At 65.5% G+C, this 16059-nt stretch carries 12 protein-coding genes and 1 tRNA gene; 4 read left to right on the top strand and 9 right to left on the bottom strand.

Annotation, left to right across the window (positions count from 1 at the left end; translation table 11 throughout):
• Positions 1-4 precede the first annotated feature (4 nt).
• Genes cysD through LC060_RS15110 form a run of 3 tightly spaced genes read left to right on the top strand, consistent with a single transcriptional unit; the run spans position 5 to position 3689 of the window.
• Entirely contained in the window at positions 5-1015 is a 1011-nt protein-coding gene (gene cysD, locus LC060_RS15120; protein WP_264191913.1) for a sulfate adenylyltransferase subunit CysD, read from the top strand.
• Positions 1015-2952, top strand: a complete 1938-nt coding sequence (cysN, locus tag LC060_RS15115) for a sulfate adenylyltransferase subunit CysN (protein WP_226636972.1) — start codon at positions 1015-1017, stop codon at positions 2950-2952. Before cysD ends, cysN begins: the two co-directional genes overlap by 1 nt.
• Positions 2953-2957: 5 nt before the next feature.
• Positions 2958-3689: a 3'(2'),5'-bisphosphate nucleotidase CysQ gene (locus LC060_RS15110; RefSeq protein ID WP_413465130.1), complete on the top strand. Its 732-nt coding sequence runs from the start codon at positions 2958-2960 to the stop codon at positions 3687-3689.
• Between the two features lie 93 nt (positions 3690-3782).
• On the opposite strand, the gene LC060_RS15105 is transcribed toward LC060_RS15110, so the two are convergent.
• The 9 genes from LC060_RS15105 to infA form a co-directional block, all read right to left on the bottom strand.
• Positions 3783-4271: a MarR family winged helix-turn-helix transcriptional regulator gene (locus LC060_RS15105; protein WP_226636969.1), complete on the bottom strand. Its 489-nt coding sequence runs from the start codon at positions 4269-4271 to the stop codon at positions 3783-3785.
• 153 nt (positions 4272-4424) lie between these two features.
• On the bottom strand, positions 4425-5867 hold the full coding sequence (locus LC060_RS15100; protein ID WP_226636967.1) for an efflux transporter outer membrane subunit: 1443 nt from the start codon (positions 5865-5867) through the stop codon (positions 4425-4427).
• Positions 5864-9076 carry an efflux RND transporter permease subunit gene (locus LC060_RS15095; protein WP_226636965.1) on the bottom strand — a complete coding sequence of 1071 codons (3213 nt, stop codon included), beginning with the start codon at positions 9074-9076 and terminating at the stop codon, positions 5864-5866. The genes LC060_RS15100 and LC060_RS15095 overlap by 4 nt, the downstream gene beginning before the upstream one ends.
• 6 nt (positions 9077-9082) lie before the next feature.
• Positions 9083-10165 carry an efflux RND transporter periplasmic adaptor subunit gene (locus LC060_RS15090; protein WP_226636963.1) on the bottom strand — a complete coding sequence of 361 codons (1083 nt, stop codon included), beginning with the start codon at positions 10163-10165 and terminating at the stop codon, positions 9083-9085.
• Positions 10166-10836: 671 nt separating this feature from the next.
• A tRNA-Phe gene (locus LC060_RS15085) sits at positions 10837-10912 on the bottom strand.
• Positions 10913-11010: 98 nt separating this feature from the next.
• On the bottom strand, positions 11011-11202 hold the full coding sequence (yacG, locus tag LC060_RS15080; RefSeq protein WP_084592214.1) for a DNA gyrase inhibitor YacG: 192 nt from the start codon (positions 11200-11202) through the stop codon (positions 11011-11013).
• Positions 11199-12173, bottom strand: a complete 975-nt coding sequence (locus LC060_RS15075) for a ribonuclease (protein ID WP_226636961.1) — start codon at positions 12171-12173, stop codon at positions 11199-11201. Before LC060_RS15075 ends, yacG begins: the two co-directional genes overlap by 4 nt.
• Positions 12174-12180: 7 nt before the next feature.
• Complete coding sequence (locus LC060_RS15070; RefSeq protein ID WP_226636959.1) at positions 12181-12777, bottom strand: Maf family protein; 597 nt, start codon at positions 12775-12777, stop codon at positions 12181-12183.
• Between the two features lie 18 nt (positions 12778-12795).
• On the bottom strand, positions 12796-13047 hold the full coding sequence (infA, locus tag LC060_RS15065) for a translation initiation factor IF-1 (RefSeq protein ID WP_039392992.1): 252 nt from the start codon (positions 13045-13047) through the stop codon (positions 12796-12798).
• A gap of 228 nt (positions 13048-13275) precedes the next feature.
• On the opposite strand from infA, the gene LC060_RS15060 reads away from it, so the two are divergent.
• On the top strand, positions 13276-15993 hold the full coding sequence (locus LC060_RS15060) for a hypothetical protein (protein ID WP_226636958.1): 2718 nt from the start codon (positions 13276-13278) through the stop codon (positions 15991-15993).
• Positions 15994-16059: the final 66 nt, after the last annotated feature.

Here is a 16059-nt window from a genome sequence, read left to right as displayed (position 1 = left end):
CCATATGGGAGGTTCGCGCCGCTGTCATCCCTGTAAGTTCAGGCTATTCCCGTCCCTAGGCGCTGTCGCCCGGGGGACGCGCACGGCTCGAAGAGGGAGTTCGATGAAGAAACTGACGCATCTTGAAAGGCTGGAAGCGGAAAGCATCCAGATCATCCGCGAGGTCGCCGCCGAGGCCGACAAGCCGGTCATGCTCTACTCGGTGGGCAAGGACAGCGCGGTGATGCTCCACCTTGCGCGCAAGGCCTTCTACCCCTCGCCGCCGCCGTTCCCGCTGCTCCACGTCGACACGACCTGGAAGTTCAAGGCCATGTACGACCTGCGCGACAAGATGGCCGAGATGTCGGGCATGGAACTGCTCGTCTACAACAACCCCGAAGCCAAGGAAAAGGGCATCAACCCCTTCGACCATGGCTCGCTCCACACCGATATGTGGAAGACCGAGGGGCTGAAGCAGGCGCTCGACAAGTACGGGTTCGACGCCGCGTTCGGCGGGGCCCGCCGCGACGAGGAAAAGAGCCGCGCCAAGGAGCGTATCTTCTCGTTCCGCACCTCCTCGCACGGCTGGGACCCGAAGAACCAGCGTCCCGAGCTGTGGAACCTCTACAACGCGAAGAAGGCGCGCGGCGAATCGATCCGCGTCTTCCCGATCTCGAACTGGACCGAGCTCGACGTGTGGCAGTACATCCGCCTCGAGAACATTCCCATCGTGCCGCTCTACTTCGCCGAGAAGCGCCCGACCTTCGAGTGGGAAGGTGGCCTGTTCATGGCCGATGATCCCGAGCGCCTGGAAAAGGTGCTGGGCTACATGCCCGAGATCACCGAGAAGTCGATCCGCTTCCGCACGCTCGGCTGCTTCCCGCTGACCGGCGCGGTCGAGAGCGAAGCCTCGACACTGACCGAGGTCATCCAGGAGACGCTCCTGACCACCACCAGTGAGCGGCAGGGCCGCGTGATCGACAAGGATGCCGGCGGCGCCGGTATGGAAGTCAAGAAGCAGCAGGGGTACTTCTGATGGCCGATATCGAGACCAAAGAGTCCGCATACGTCGTCGACAAGCTGATCGCCGAAGACATCGACAGCTATCTCGACCAGCACGAACACAAGACCATGCTGCGCTTCATTACCTGTGGCAGCGTGGATGACGGCAAGTCGACCCTGATCGGGCGCCTCCTCTACGATTCGAAGATGATCTTCGAGGACCAGCTCGACGCGCTCGCCAACGACTCCAAGAAGGTCGGCACGCAGGGGCAGGAGATCGACTTCGCGCTCCTCGTCGATGGCCTCGCGGCTGAACGTGAGCAGGGCATCACCATCGACGTTGCCTACCGCTTCTTCAACACCGAGAAGCGCAAGTTCATCGTCGCCGACTGCCCGGGCCACGAGCAGTACACGCGCAACATGGTGACCGGCGCCTCGACCTCGGACCTGGCCGTCATCCTGATCGACGCGCGCAAGGGCGTGCTCGTCCAGACTCGCCGCCACAGCTACATCTGCAAGCTGCTGGGCGTGAAGAACATCGTCCTGGCCGTCAACAAGATGGACCTTGTCGACTACAGCCAGGAGGTCTTCGACAAGATCCTGGCCGACTACCGCGAGTTCGCGGAATCGATCGGCATCGAGAACTTCACGGCAATGCCGATCTCGGGCTACAAGGGTGACAACATCACCACGCTGTCCGAGAATACGCCCTGGTACAAGGCCCCGGAATACGCCGGTGTTCCCCTTATCGAGCACCTCGAGACCGTCGAGGTCCTGACCTCGGATGATGCCGACAAGCCGTTCCGTATGCCGGTGCAGTGGGTGAACCGTCCCAACCTCGATTTCCGTGGCTTCTCGGGTCAGATCGCGACCGGCGTGGTCAAGCCCAAGGACAAGATCCGTGTCCTGCCTTCGGGCAAGACCAGCACCGTCTCCAAGATCGTCACCTTCGATGGCGAGTTGGAAGAAGCCGGGGCCGGTCAGTCGGTGACGATCTGCTTCGAGGACGAGATCGACTGCTCGCGCGGGTCGGTGATCTCGGTCGCCGATGCACCGCCGCAGACGGCTGACCAGTTCGAATCGACCTTCGTGTGGATGGCGGACGAGGCGATGGTGCCGGGCCGAGCCTACTGGATGAAGATCGGCACGCAGATGGTGTCGGCCTCGGTTGCCGAACCCAAGTACGAGATCAACGTCAACACGATGGAAGAGCTGGCGGCCAAGACGCTGGAGCTCAACTCCATCGGCGTGGCCGAGATGACGACCGACAAGCAGATCGTCTTCGAGCCCTACACCGAGAACCGCCAGCTTGGCGGCTTCATCCTGATCGACAAGATGACCAATGCGACGGTCGCGGCGGGCATGATCAACTTCAGCCTGCGCCGTTCGCAGAACGTCCACTGGCAGGCGGTCGACATCAGCCGCAAGCAGCACGCCGATCTCAAGAACCAGAAGCCGGCCGTGCTGTGGTTCACGGGGCTTTCGGGTTCGGGCAAGTCGACGATCGCCAACCTGGTCGAGAAGAAGCTGCACCGGATGAACCGGCACACCTTCCTGCTCGATGGTGACAACGTGCGCCACGGTCTCAACAAGGACCTGGGCTTCACCGAGAGCGACCGCATCGAGAACATCCGCCGCGTGGGCGAAGTCTCGAAGCTGATGACCGATGCGGGCCTGATCGTGATCACCGCGTTCATCTCGCCGTTCCAGGCCGACCGTGAACTGGTGCGCGCGATGCTGCCCGAAGGCGAGTTCCTTGAGGTCTTCATCGACACGCCGCTCAAGGTCGCCGAGGCGCGCGACGTGAAGGGCCTCTACAAGAAGGCCCGTGCCGGTGAGCTCAAGAACTTCACGGGTATCGACAGCCCCTATGAAGCTCCGCGCAATCCTGAAATCCGCGTCGACACGACCAAGCTCTCGCCTGAAGAGGCGGCGGACCTGATTGTCGACACGCTGCTGGGAGACGTCTGATGACGATGACCGACGGTGACCTTGCGGCCCATCTCGCCAACGTAGCGGGCAAGATCCTCATCGAGGTGCGCGAATCGGGCATGTTCGAGGGCAAGTCCCTCGGCAAGGCCGGGGACCAGACGGCCAACCAGTTCCTCGTTCACGCGCTGCGCGAGCAGCGCGCCGAGGACGGCCTTCTCTCCGAAGAGGAGAAGGACAACGCCGAGCGTCTCGCCAAGGAGCGCGTGTGGATCGTCGATCCGGTCGACGGCACGCGTGAATATGGCGAAGCGCGCGCCGACTGGGCGGTCCATGTCGGTATGGCGGTGAACGGCGTACCGACGCTGGGCGCGGTCGCGTTGCCAGGTGCCGACATGGTGCTGCGTTCGGATCAGCCGGGTGAAATCCCGGCTGCGCCCGAGAAGCTGCGCATGGTGGTCAGCCGTACGCGTCCGGCCAAGGAAGCGACCGGCGTATGCGAGGCGATCGGTGGCGAGCTGGTCCCGATGGGCTCGGCCGGCGCCAAGGCCATGGCGATCCTGCGCGGCGAGGCGGACATCTACCTGCACTCGGGCGGTCAGTACGAGTGGGACAGCTGCGCGCCAGCAGCGGTCGCGCTGGGCTGGGGCCTTCATGCCTCGCGCATCGATGGCAGCCCGCTCGTCTACAACCAGGAAGACGTCTATATGCCCGACCTGCTGATCTGCCGGAAGGAGCATGCCGACATGGTGTTGGAGAAGGTCAAGGCCTTCCTCTGACACCCATGTCCGTGAAAACGCGAAAGGCCCGTCCCGGGATGCCGGGGCGGGCCTTTCGCGTTTCGGATGGAGAGCGGCGCTGGCTGGGCGGGTTTAGCCCTCGCTGGCGTTGGCGTGGACACGGTCCATGAACGCGCACATCTGTTCGAGTTCTGCGTCGCTGAAGCCCTTGAAGAGCTGGGCCTCGTTCTCGGTTGCAGCCTCGCCCAAGGCGGCGAGTACCGGGGCTGCTGCCTCGGTCACGTAGACGACGCGCGCGCGGCGATCGTCCTCCTTGGCGCGGCGTTCCAGCAGGCCTTCCTGGCACAGCTTGTCGATTAGCCGTCCGGCCGAGGCCTCGGACATGTCGAGATACTCGGCAATGCAGCGTTGGGTCGAGCCGGGGTAGCGTGCGACAATCGCGATCATCGTCCATTGCGAGCGGGTCGCCTGGAGCGAAGCGGCCTTGCGGTCGAAAGTGTTGCGCAGCAACCGGGCGAGGACGGAAAGGCGGATGCCGACCTGCCGCTGCAGCGTATCTGTCTCGGTAAACAGCGATTTCATGGTCTTGCCGGTGCTGGCATCCGGCGCATTGGTGCTCACGTCTCGTTCCTCGTAGTCGCGCATCGCCCGCGCAGGTGCATCGTTGATCTGCCTCTTGGGGCAAGGCGACACGCACGGTGCATCGCCGCCCATCGCGTGTCGCGCACGCGGGGTCAAGTGGACGCGCGCTGCGCCGATTGCATGGGCGGGTGCCTAGTTCGCAGCCTCGTCGGGGCGCGGCTGGCTCACCCACTCGCCGCCGAGCACGCGGTATAGCGTGATGCGGTTGACCGCGCGGGCCAGCCGCATGCCCACTTCGGCCTGGCGTGCGGCATAGAGGCTGCGCTGGGCATCGAGGTTCTCCAGCGAACTGGCCATGCCCTGCCGATAGGTCGCCTCGACGAGGCGCGCGTTGTCGGCCGAAACTTCGGTGAAGTTGGTGGCTGCATTCAGACGCTCGGCGATGGTGCCCTGGTCGGCAAGCGCGTCGGCGGTCTCGCGAAAGGCGGTCTGGATCGCACCTTCGTAGGTCGCGAGCGCGGCATCGCGCTGGGCCTTGGCGACGCCGACGTTGGCGCTGCGGCCACCGGCGTTGAAGATCGACCACTCGCCGCTGCCGCCATAGCTGGTGGAGCGCGAGGCCTCGTCGAAGAGGCCGGAAAGCGACTGCGCGGCAAAGCCGGTCAGAGCCGAAAGCGAGATGGTGGGGAAGAGCTGTGCGCGCGCAACACCAATGTTGGCGTTGGCCGCCCGCAGGGAATACTCGGCTTCCAAAACGTCGGGACGGCTGAGCAGGATGGTCGTGTCGGCGCTGGCCGGGACCTCGGCAAGAGCGGCGTTGACGCGCGTGATGCTGCCTGGGAGCGCGCTTTCGTCGAAGTCTGCGCCGACGAGCAGGCGAAGGGCGTTGACGTCCTGTGCGAGCGCGGTCTTCTGGGCGGCAAGGTCGCTGCGCGCGGTTTCGAGCACCTGCTGGGCCTGGCGCAGCTCGCTGCGGGCCGCGATCCCGCCTTCGAGGCGAGCCTGGGTCAGGCGCACGCTTTCCCCGGCGATGCGGGCGGTGTCTTCGGCGATGCGCAGGAGTTCGCGGTCTGCAGCGTAGGTGGCCCAGCCTTGCGCGATGTCGGCAACGAGGCCGAGCTGTACGGTCCGCGCGGCGGCCTCGGTCGAAAGCGCGGTGTTGACCTGCGCGGCGGTGGCGTTCTTGAGCCGCCCGAACAGGTCGAGCTCGAAATTCGAGACGCCAGCGCGAAGGGCATAGGACCAGCCATTGAGGCCAAAGCCGCCACCGGTTTCCTGGTGGGTGGCGGACGCGGTAGTGGCAAGGGCCGGGAACTGGTTGGCCCGCGTGACCTTCACCTGTGCGCGGGCTGCCGCGATATTGGCCGCCGCGACCCGGAGGTTGCGGTTGTTCTCCAGCGCCTGTGCGATCAGCCCCTGCAGCGCCGGGTCTGCGAAGACCTCGGCATAGGTGAGCGGGCGCGGTTCAGTGCTCACCGTGTCGCGGTAGGCTTCGCCGTCAGGCCAGGACTGGGGCACCGGGCTGTCCGGCTGGACGTACTTGGGCGCCATTGAGCAGGCGCCCAACAGGGCGGCGGTGAGCAGGGCGCTCGTGCGCTTCAGGCGCGCGCGGGCGGGGCGCATCGACGGCCTCATGCCGCGTCTCCTGCGTTGGAGGACTTCATCTCGCGGCGCGTTTCGAGGCGGGTCCGGATGGCGGCCAGGCCATCGCGCACGCTGCGGCGCACGATCACGAAGAACAGCGGGATGAAGAAGATGGCAAGGATCGTGGCGGTCAGCATGCCGCCCACGACCGAGGTGCCGATGGCGATGCGGCTGTTGGCGCCAGCGCCCGAGGCGGTCGCCAGCGGGATCACGCCGAAGATGAAGGCGAAGCTCGTCATCAGGATCGGGCGCAGGCGGATGCGCGCGGCTTCGACCGCAGCCTCAATCACGCGCATGCCCTGACGTTCGGCCTGCTCGGCAAATTCGATCATCAGGATGGCGTTCTTCGCAGCAAGGCCCATCGTGGTTAGCAGGCCAATCTGCAGGTAGACGTCGTTCTCCAGCCCGCGCAGGGTGACGGCAAGGATCGCGCCCAGAAGACCCAGCGGAATGATCAGGATCACCGCGATCGGGATCGACCAGCTTTCATAAAGCGCGGCAAGGCACAGGAACACGACCAGCAGTGAGAGCGCATAGAGCAGCGGCGCCTGCCCCGAGGAGAGGCGCTCCTGATAGGACGAGCCTGCCCAGGCGACCGAAATGCCCTGGAACTGGTGCGAGAGCTCTTCCATCACGTCCATGGCCGTACCCGAACTGACCCCGTCTGCCGGTGTGCCGGAGAATTCATAGGCCATCAGGCCGTTGAAGCGCGAGGTGGAGCTGGGCGCGGTCGACCAACTGGTTTTCGCAAAGGCGGAGAAGGGTACCATCTGGTTGTCCGAGCCGCGCACGAACCATTTGTAGAGGTCTTCCGGGCGCGAGCGCGAATCCGGCTCGCCCTGCACGTAGACGCGCTTCACGCGGCCCTTGTCGATGAAGTCGTTGACGTAAGTGCCACCCCAGGCGGTCTGCAGCGTCGAATTCACGTTCGCGGGCGTCAGGCCATAGGCGGTCAGCGCAGCGATGTTGTTGTCGACCTTGAGCGTGGATACCTCGGGAAGGTCGGAGAGACGCACGCTGGAGAGGCGCTCATCGGCCTGGGCGGCGGCGAGCAGCTGGTCGCGCACCTCCTGGAATTTCTCGCGCGTCAGGCCCGATTGGTTCTGCAGCTCCATGGTGAAGCCAGAGGACTGACCAAGGCCGCGGATCGCACCGGGCACGAGGACGAAGACCTGCGCGTTGCGCAGCTTGGCAAAGGCCTGGTTGGCGCGTGCGACAATGGCGGTCGCGGCCTGGTCGGGGCGCGTGCGCTCGGACCAGTCGCGCAGGCGAATGAAGCTGGAGCCTGCGTTCTGGCCCGATCCGCCCGGACCGCCGCCCGAGATGGCGAACAGGCCGGTGATGTTTTCGGCTTCTTCCTTGAGGAAGTACTGCTCGACGATGTGCTGGATCTCTTCGGTTTCCGAGCGCGGCGTGCCCGAGGGCAGGCGCCACTGCACCATGATGTCCCCCTGGTCCTCGTTGGGGAGGAAGCCGGTGGGCAGGCGCTGGAACAGGAAGAAGGTGCCCGCACAGATGAGGGCGAAAAGTGCGAGCCAGCGCCACTTGTGGGCGACCACGGTCTCGACCTGACGCGCGTAGGCATCGCTCATCCTGTCAAACGAGCGGTTGAACCAGGTGTGGAACTTCTCCCAGGCGCGCGCGAGCCAGGGCAGATGACGTTCGGTCCAGGTCTTCTTGCGATCAGGGGCCCGGTTCTTGCCCTTGAGAAGCTGCGCGCAGAGCGCCGGGCTGAGCACGAGGGCCACGAGCACCGAGAGCACCATGGCTGCAACGATGGTGAGCGAGAACTGGCGGTAGATGACGCCGGTGGAGCCCCCGAAGAAGGCCATCGGCATGAACACGGCCGAGAGCACAAGGCCGATCGCGATCAGCGCGACCTGGATTTCCTTCATGGACTCCAGCGTCGCGTCGCGCGCGCTCATGCCCGGATTTTCCTCGAGCAGGCGCTCGACGTTCTCGACCACGACGATGGCGTCATCGACGAGGAGGCCGATGGCCAGGACAAGGCCGAACAGCGTCAATGTGTTGAGCGAGAAGCCCATGAGGTAGAAGATCGCAAAGGTGCCCAGCAGCACGACCGGAACCGCGATGGCCGGGATCAGCGTCGCGCGCCAGCTTTGCAGGAACACGAACATGACGATGACGACGAGGATGATCGCCTCGAACAGGGCCTTTTCGACCTCGTCGACCGAAAGCTGGATGAACTTGGTGCTGTCGCGGCCGTACTCGAACTTGATGCCCTCGGGCATGTTCAGCGCCAGTTCCTCGACCTTGGCCTTGACCCTCTGCGCTGTAGCCAGCGCGTCGGCGCCCGGCGAGAGCGAGACGGACAGGCCCGCGCCCGGGAAACCGTTGTAGTTGGTGACGACCGAGTAGCTTTCCGCGCCCATTTCAACACGGCCAAGATCGCCCACCGTGACGGTCGAACCGTCGGGGTTGCTCTTCACCACGATGGCCCGGAACTGTTCGGCGGTCTGCAAGCGCGAGCCCGCCGTGACCGTGGCGGTCAGGGCCTGATCGTCCGGTGCGGGCAGATCGCCCACGCTGCCTGCGGCGACTTCGGTGTTCTGGGCCTGGATCGCCGAGACGACGTCGGCCGGGATCAACGAGACGGCCGAGAGCTTGCGCGGATCGAGCCAGATGCGCATCGCGTGCGGTGCGCCAAAGACGTTGACCTCACCCACGCCCTCGACGCGCGAAAGCGGGTCCTGGATGTTGGAGGTGAGGTAGTCGGACACGTCCTGGTTGGAACGGTTACCGGTCGAATCGTAGACCGAGACGACCATCAGCTGGTCCGGGTTCGACTTGGTGACGCGCACGCCCTGCGCCTGCACGGCCTGGGGCAGGCGCGAGAGCGCCGACTGGACCTTGTTCTGGACCTGGACCTGCGCGATGTCGGGATCGGTGCCCTTGGCGAAGATTGCGCTGATCGAGGCGCGGCCTCGGTTGCTCGACTGCGAGCTGAAATAGAGAAGGCCGTCGATGCCGGTCAGGTTCTGCTCGATGACCTGGGTGACGCTGTTCTCGATCGTTTCCGCCGAAGCGCCGGTGTAGGTCGCGCTGATGTTGACCTGGGTCGGCGCGATGTCGGGATACTGCTCGTTGGGCAGGAACATGAGCGCGCCCAGGCCCGCGAGCATGACCACGATGGCAAGCACCCATGCGAAGATGGGGCGGTCGATGAAGATCCGTGACATGGGGGCTTAGCGACCCTGCCCGGCTGGCTTGGGACGTTCGACCGGCTGCGGCTCCGAAGCGGCCACGGCCTTGACCGGCATGCCCTGCCTGAGACCGTTGAGGCCCTGCACGATGATCCTGTCGCCCTTCTTCAAGCCCTTGGTGACGACGAAGAACTCCTTGTAGGTGCGCCCGGCATCGAGGTTGCGGCGCACCGCCTTGCCGTCCGGCCCTGCGAGCATGACGTACCCGGTCCCGTCGAAATCGCGCTGGACGGCGCCCTGGGGGACGAGGAAGGCGCCCGGATTGCGGGCCTGGTCGAAGATGGCGGTTGCGAACATGCCGGGCAGCAGAAGCCCTTCGGGATTGGGGAACTGCGCGCGCAAGGTGACCGTGCCCGTGTCCTGGTTGACCGTCACTTCGGAGAACTGGACCCGGCCGGGCAATCCGTAGTCGGTGCCGTCGTCGAGCTGGAGGTGCACTTCGGTGCTGCCGGGCTCGGCGCCGCCCTGGCTGAGCTGACGGCGCAGTGCGACAAGCTCGGAGGCTGACTGCTGCATGTCGACGTACATCGGGTCGGTGCGCTGGATCACCGCCATGGGGTCGGCCTGGCTATCGCTGACGAGCGCGCCGACGGTGACGAGGTTGCGTCCGATGGTCCCTGAAATCGGGGCAGGGACGGTGGAGAAGCGCAAGTTGACGCGCGCGGTCTCCAGTGCGGCGCTGGCCTGCGCGATGGCGGCCTGGGCTACGCCCGCATCGGCCTTGGCGTCGGTGTAATCCTGCCGGGCGACGGCTTCCATTTCGGCGAGCGGCTTGAGGCGCGCGGCGCGGGCCTTGGCGGATTCGGCCGTGGCCTTTGCGCTGGCGAGGTTGGCTTCGGCTTCGTGGACGGCCGCGCGGTAGAGGCTGGGGTCGATCTGGTAGAGAGGTTGCCCGGCCCGGACGGTGGACCCTTGCGTGAAGTAGATCTTCTTGATCACGCCCGTTACCTGCGGGCGCACTTCGGAGGTTTCGTAGGCGACCGTGCGTGCGTTCAGCGAAACCGGCATCGGCACCGTGCTGGGCTTGGCCTCGATGATCCCCACTTCGACTTCGCGCCCGCCCATTCCGGGGCCTCCCTCCTGCTGCGAACAGCCGGAAACCGCGACACTTGCGAGCATGAGGGCCGCAAGAGCCGGTTTGCAATGGTGGAAGGCATGCGAAAATGGGGAGTAGTACAAGCCGGTAACCTCAGTCGCGGGGAATGCGCCGTATCGAAAGAATTGTAGCGCAGTGCAAGCACTTGTGGACGCTGTGCGACAATTTGTGACGACTGAATTCGGCGTCCGAACAGAATATTCCCGCGTATCAGCCGTTTGCGGCGAAATGCCTGCTTGGGTGCGAAGAGAACTTGCGGCAATTCGCATCTGTCGAGCGCGTAGTGGGGTGCCGGAGTGCCCTGCATTCGCGCGCTTGCGGAAGGGGCTGGCCGAGCCTGGGCCAGCGTTTTTGCGCACCCGTGCCGAAACAGCGGAGGTTTGGAGGAGGAGGAGCCGCCTCGGGCACGGGCACGCGCGCCGCGTGCTCCCGCTAAGGGGCGCGCGCGACGGATCGCAATCTCGAAGGATCGAGGTTGCAAGCCAAGTGAAAAACGCTTCACATCGGCGAGTTGTTCCAGCTCGCAGGAGCGTTGGTCGACACCACGCTTGCTGAAAAGCACGCCTTGAAATTTTGGTTGAGGGGCTGACTTGACCTGATCTTGTCAGGTTTTCAGCGTTGCACCAGCTTCATGGGGAAGTGGTGCCCGAGGGCGGATTCGAACCACCGACACTGCGATTTTCAGTCGCATGCTCTACCAACTGAGCTACTCGGGCATCTTCGTGATCGGGGTTTTCGTTCACCGCCGATCAGCTGGTTGCGGGCCTATGAAGAAGGGATTGATTCGTTGCAAGCCCTAAATTGGCAAGTTTTTTCAATCTTCGTCCTGATCCCCGGAAAACGGGGCCAAATCGCTTGAAGAAAGATCGGGAGGGCCCGGCAGGGCATAGCCGCCATCGAGCCACTGCAGCAGGTCGCGGTCCCGGCAGCGCTTTGAACAAAAGGGAGAATGTTCCTCGGACCGGGCCTTGCGGCAGATAGGGCAGGTGCGTTTGGGAGTCGTCATGATGCGACGGCCTGCGCGAAACCACCGCCGAGGGCAAGGCTATCGTCCACGCTCCAGCGCAGTGTGCGGCCAGTGCGGCGGGCAAGTTCCTCTTCCCATTCGGGGCGCACCGCGGCGCGCACGGCGCTCGAGGCGCCAAGGAGGAGGATGCCCGGCTCGCTCACGGCTTCGGCCCGCCGCAGCAGCAGACGCGCCCCGGCGCCGGCAGGATCGTTGTGCACGCGGTGCAACAGGGAAGGGCCCTCGCAGCGGGCGACGAGCTGGACGAAGCCAAAGCCATTCATGGCCGTGGACTGGTGAGGCCAGTGGTCGAGCGCTGCGGCCAGGGCCGTATCGACGGCGCGGCGGTCGTCCTTGCGCTCGAGAGAAGGGAAATCGATGCCGATCGCCCCGTTGAGATCAAGTTGTCCGATGCACGCGGCAATCGCCGGGACGGCGGCCATGGCAAGGGTGGCTGGGGGGAGGGCGCCGTCGATGTCGATCAGGGTCATCGCCGGCGTCGGGCTGACAAGAAGCGTGCCGCCGGGAAAGGGGATCTGTCCATCGAGCGCCTGAAGCACGAGCTCGGGCCAGGGATCGTCCGGGAAGCGGCGCACTTGCTCGACGGGAAAGCCGTCGCGTTCCAGTTCCTCGCGCGGCGTGGGCGGCGGGCAGGGCGCCTTGTCGGTAGGGCGCACCTGCATGCGCTTGATGCGGCTGCCTTCGCGGATGGCGCTGCGCGTGACGACAATACGTAAGAGCGCGCCCTCGCTGGCGCTCTTCTCAAGTCCGTCGATCAGGGCGTCCTCGCCCGAGGGCAGGCGCACCGTACCGCGCCGTGAACCGGATTGGCGCGCGACGAGCCTGGCCTCGAGGACCGCGCCCGCGCGCGTCTCGCCGGGGAGGAACAGGCGCGCGGCCAGGACCTCGCCATCCTCGACAAGGACGGCGCGGGTCTCGCCGATGCCGTCCTCGATCAGCCAGCGCGGCATCGAAATGTCAGGTGAGGGGGAAACCAGCGGCCTTCAGCAGGGCGCGGGCTTCGAACAGGGGCAGGCCGACGACAGCCGAATGGCTGCCCTGGATCCAGGCGATCAGGCCTTCGGCGCGGCCCTGGATGGCGTAGCCACCAGCCTTGCCGTCCCAGTCGCCACTGGCAATGTAGCCGTCGATCTCTTCGGCGGTGAGGGGCTTGAAGCGGACCACGGTTTCGCTCAGGCGTTCGTGCAGCGTGCCATCGGGATGGCGCAGGGCAATCGCGCTGAGGACACGGTGGCGCCGGCCCGAGAGCAGCGTGAGGCAGGCGCGTGCGGTCGCTTCGTCCTCGGCCTTGGGCAGGATGCGGCGTCCGCAGGAGACCACGGTGTCGCCGGCGAGGATGTGCGCGTCGCTGCCGGGGATCGCAAGCGCCTTTTCGCGCGCCATGCGGCGGGCGTAGACACGCGGGAGTTCGGCCTTTGCTGGCGTCTCGTCGATGTCGGCGGCGCAGATCGCTTCGGGTGCCACCCCGAGCCGCGCGAGCAGTTCGCGGCGGCGCGGGCTGGCAGAGGCCAGGACCAGGCGCGGCGCAGGCGCCGCGTCAGCAGTCTCGGTCATGGCGGATCAACCGGGTGATCAGGACGAGTAGCCGCCGGGGCCGCCGCGTCCGGGCATGAAGCGGTAGGTGATACGGCCTTTGGTCAGGTCGTAGGGGGTCAGTTCGACCAGCACCTCGTCGCCCACCAGCACGCGGATGCGGTTCTTGCGCATCTTGCCTGCCGTGTGGCCGAGGATCTCATGGCCGTTTTCCAGTTCGACGCGGAACATGGCGTTGGGCAGCAGCTCAACGATACGGCCGCGCATTTCGAGAAGTTCTTCTTTCGCCATTGGCGATCAATATCCAATCGTTTTGTAGGGTGTTTGCGGCGCGACATAGCCATCAACCGGCCAAAATGGAAGCCTTCACGCAACAAGAAGGCCAATCAGGACTTATTGGCCTGTCGCAGGACCCACAATTTGCGACAAAGTGATACCGCGCGAAGGCTTGTCGAAACACATCCGAAACGGCAGCAGGACGTCACAGGGAGAGGCCGAATTTCTTTACGGAGACAGTGTTTGCGACTGACCTACCTTCTGGCCTTGGCCACCAGTGTTTCGATGCCGGCACTTGCCGCAGCCCAGGACATGTCGGTCCCGCAGGGCAGCGCGGCCACGAATACGGACGACGAGGAAGAACTCGGCGGTGCGCTCGGCTCCGACGCCGTCATCGGTAACGAGATCATCGTGACCGGCCGCAGCGTGTTGCCCGGGGCTGTCGATACACCCTACGAGCCGATCCAGACCTTCGAGGAAAGCGACATCGCGGCTTATGGCGCGTCCTCCATCGCCGAGCTGCTCGACGCGATCTCGCCCCAGACGGGAAGCGGGCGTGGGCGCGGCGGCGGGCGTCCGGTGATGCTGGTCAATGGTCTGCGCATCACCAGCTGGCGCGAGATGCGCAACATTCCGCCCGAAGCCATCCGGCAGATGCAGGTTCTGCCCGAGGAGGTGGCGCTGCAATTCGGCTATTCGGCCGACCAGCGCGTCGTCAACCTGATCCTCAAGGACAATTTTGCGGCGGGGACCGGCGCGGGCGAGTACAACCGCCCGACGCGCGGCGGCTATGACAACTACGAGCTGGAAACCGGCATCTTCAGCGTGTCGGGCCCGCGCCGCTACAACCTGTCGGCCAAGCTCACCGAAACCTCGATGCTGACCGAGGACGAGCGGGGCATCGCGCGCGAGCCGGGCGAGATGCCGACCGTGCCGGGCGATCCCGATCCCCGCCGCTTCCGCAGTCTGGCGGGTGACGAATCCGAACTGGAGATCAACGGCACCGTCACGCAAGGCCTGGGCGAGGGGGGCATGAATGGCCAGATCACCGGGAACCTCGCCTATACGCGCACAGTCACCAATTCGCTCTCAGGCCTCGACACCTTCACGCTGAGCGACGGCGCGGGCAATTCCGAGATCCGCACGTATGATGATCCGCTTGCGCAGCGGGTTTCGACCGATCTGTTCGAAGGCGGTCTGGGGTACAACCGGCAGATTGACGGCTGGCAGCTCAGCATCACCGGCGACGGCGCCTACACCGACACTGCGACGCGGGTGGACCGTCGCCGCGACACGAGCGCGATCGAGGCCGATGCGCTTGCCGGTGACCTCGATATCGCGGGCGCCTTGCCCCAGCTTCCCGGCCCGGGCGTCGACTTCGCGCGCAACCGCACGCTGGCGCTGACCTCGCTTGCCACCTTGTCGGGCCGCCCGGTCAGCCTGCCTGCGGGCGATGCGAGCCTGACGCTCAAGGCGGGGTATAATTACTCGCGCACGCTGAGCGATGACACCCGCAGCGAGTTCGACACCGTGCGCCTGACGCGCGGCGATGTCTCGGCGGGCGTCAACCTGGCACTGCCGCTGACGAGCCGGAACAACTACTTCCTGGATGCCATCGGCGATCTATCGCTGAACCTGGGGGCCGGGATCAACCACCTCTCCGACTTCGGCACGCTGACCAACTGGACGGCGGGGCTCTCCTGGTCGCCGACCGAGACGTTGACGCTCCAGGCGACGTATCTGGGCGAAGAGGCTGCGCCCACGCTCTCGCAGCTGGGCGCCCCGCAGATCGTGAACTACAATGTCTCGGTCTATGATTTTACCAATTCGACGACGGCGTTGGTGACCGCGACAAGCGGGGGCAACCCGGATCTGCTCAAGGAGAAGCGGCGTGACATCAAGCTGTCGGCCAACTGGCAGCTGCCTTTCCTCGATCGTTCGAACCTGGTTCTGGAGTATTTCCGCAACCGTTCGGACAATGTCTCACAATCGTTCCCGCTGCTGACGCCTGCCATCGAGGCCGCCTTCCCCGACCGGGTGACGCGTGACGAGAACGGATCGCTCATCGCCATCGACCAGCGCCCCGTCACCTTCGACAAGGTGTCGAGCTCGAACGTGCGCTGGGGCTTCAACATCAGCGGCAGCCTCGGCGCCTCCGAGCCTCCCTCGGGAGGCGCGGAGGCGCGGCCGCAGAACAGCGAAGCCCGGCGCGGTCCGGGAGGTCCTGGCGGCGGGCGCAACTTCGATCCGGCGCGCTTCGAGGCGATCAAGGCGGCGCTTTGCACAGAAGGACAGGAGCCCGACCTTTCCGCGCTGCCCGAACCGATGCTGGCGCGTCTGCGCAAGGAGGACGGATCGATCGACAAGGAGCGCCTCGCCGCGATGCGCGAGCGGATCTGCAAAGCGGACGGTCCGCCTTCGCGCGCCGGAGGGGCGGCTGCGCCAGCTTCACCCCCGCCGGCCCGCCGTGGTCCTCCGGGCGGGCGCTGGAACCTCTCGCTCTACCACACCTGGCGCCTGTCCGAGGACGTGCGGATCGGCCCGAACAGCCCCGTGCTTGACCAGCTATCGGGCGAATCACTGGCGGCTGGCGGAACGCCGCGTCACTCGATCGAGGCCGAGGGCGGGTTCTTCCTCAACGGTAACGGCGCGCGCCTGAAGGGCGAATGGAGCGCTCCGGCGCGGGTCAACGGGACTGGAGCACCGGGCAGTTCGGACCTGCGCTTTGGCAGCACCTTCGTGCTCGACCTGCGCATCTTCGTGGACCTGGGCGGCAAGGAAAGCCTGGTTCAGAAGATGCCCTTCCTCAAGGGTTCGCGCCTCTCCTTCACGGTCGATAACATCCTCGATTCGCGCCAGAAGGTAACCAATGCCGGGGGCGAGATCCCGATTGCCTACCAGCGCGGCTACCGCGACCCGCAAGGGCGCGTCATCGGCATCGACTTCCGCAAGCTGTTCTGATGCCGGGCACCGCTTAACTGCGGATAGGACGCGGACGGGGCTGGAGAAGCGCCGTCCGTGCCCCTA

It is taken from the genome of Novosphingobium profundi, from assembly GCF_020524485.1.
In the GTDB taxonomy this organism is placed as follows: Bacteria; Pseudomonadota; Alphaproteobacteria; order Sphingomonadales; family Sphingomonadaceae; genus Novosphingobium; species Novosphingobium profundi_A.
The sequence above is the reverse complement of the archived record's forward strand: the minus strand, read 5'-3'. Positions and strand labels throughout refer to the sequence as shown.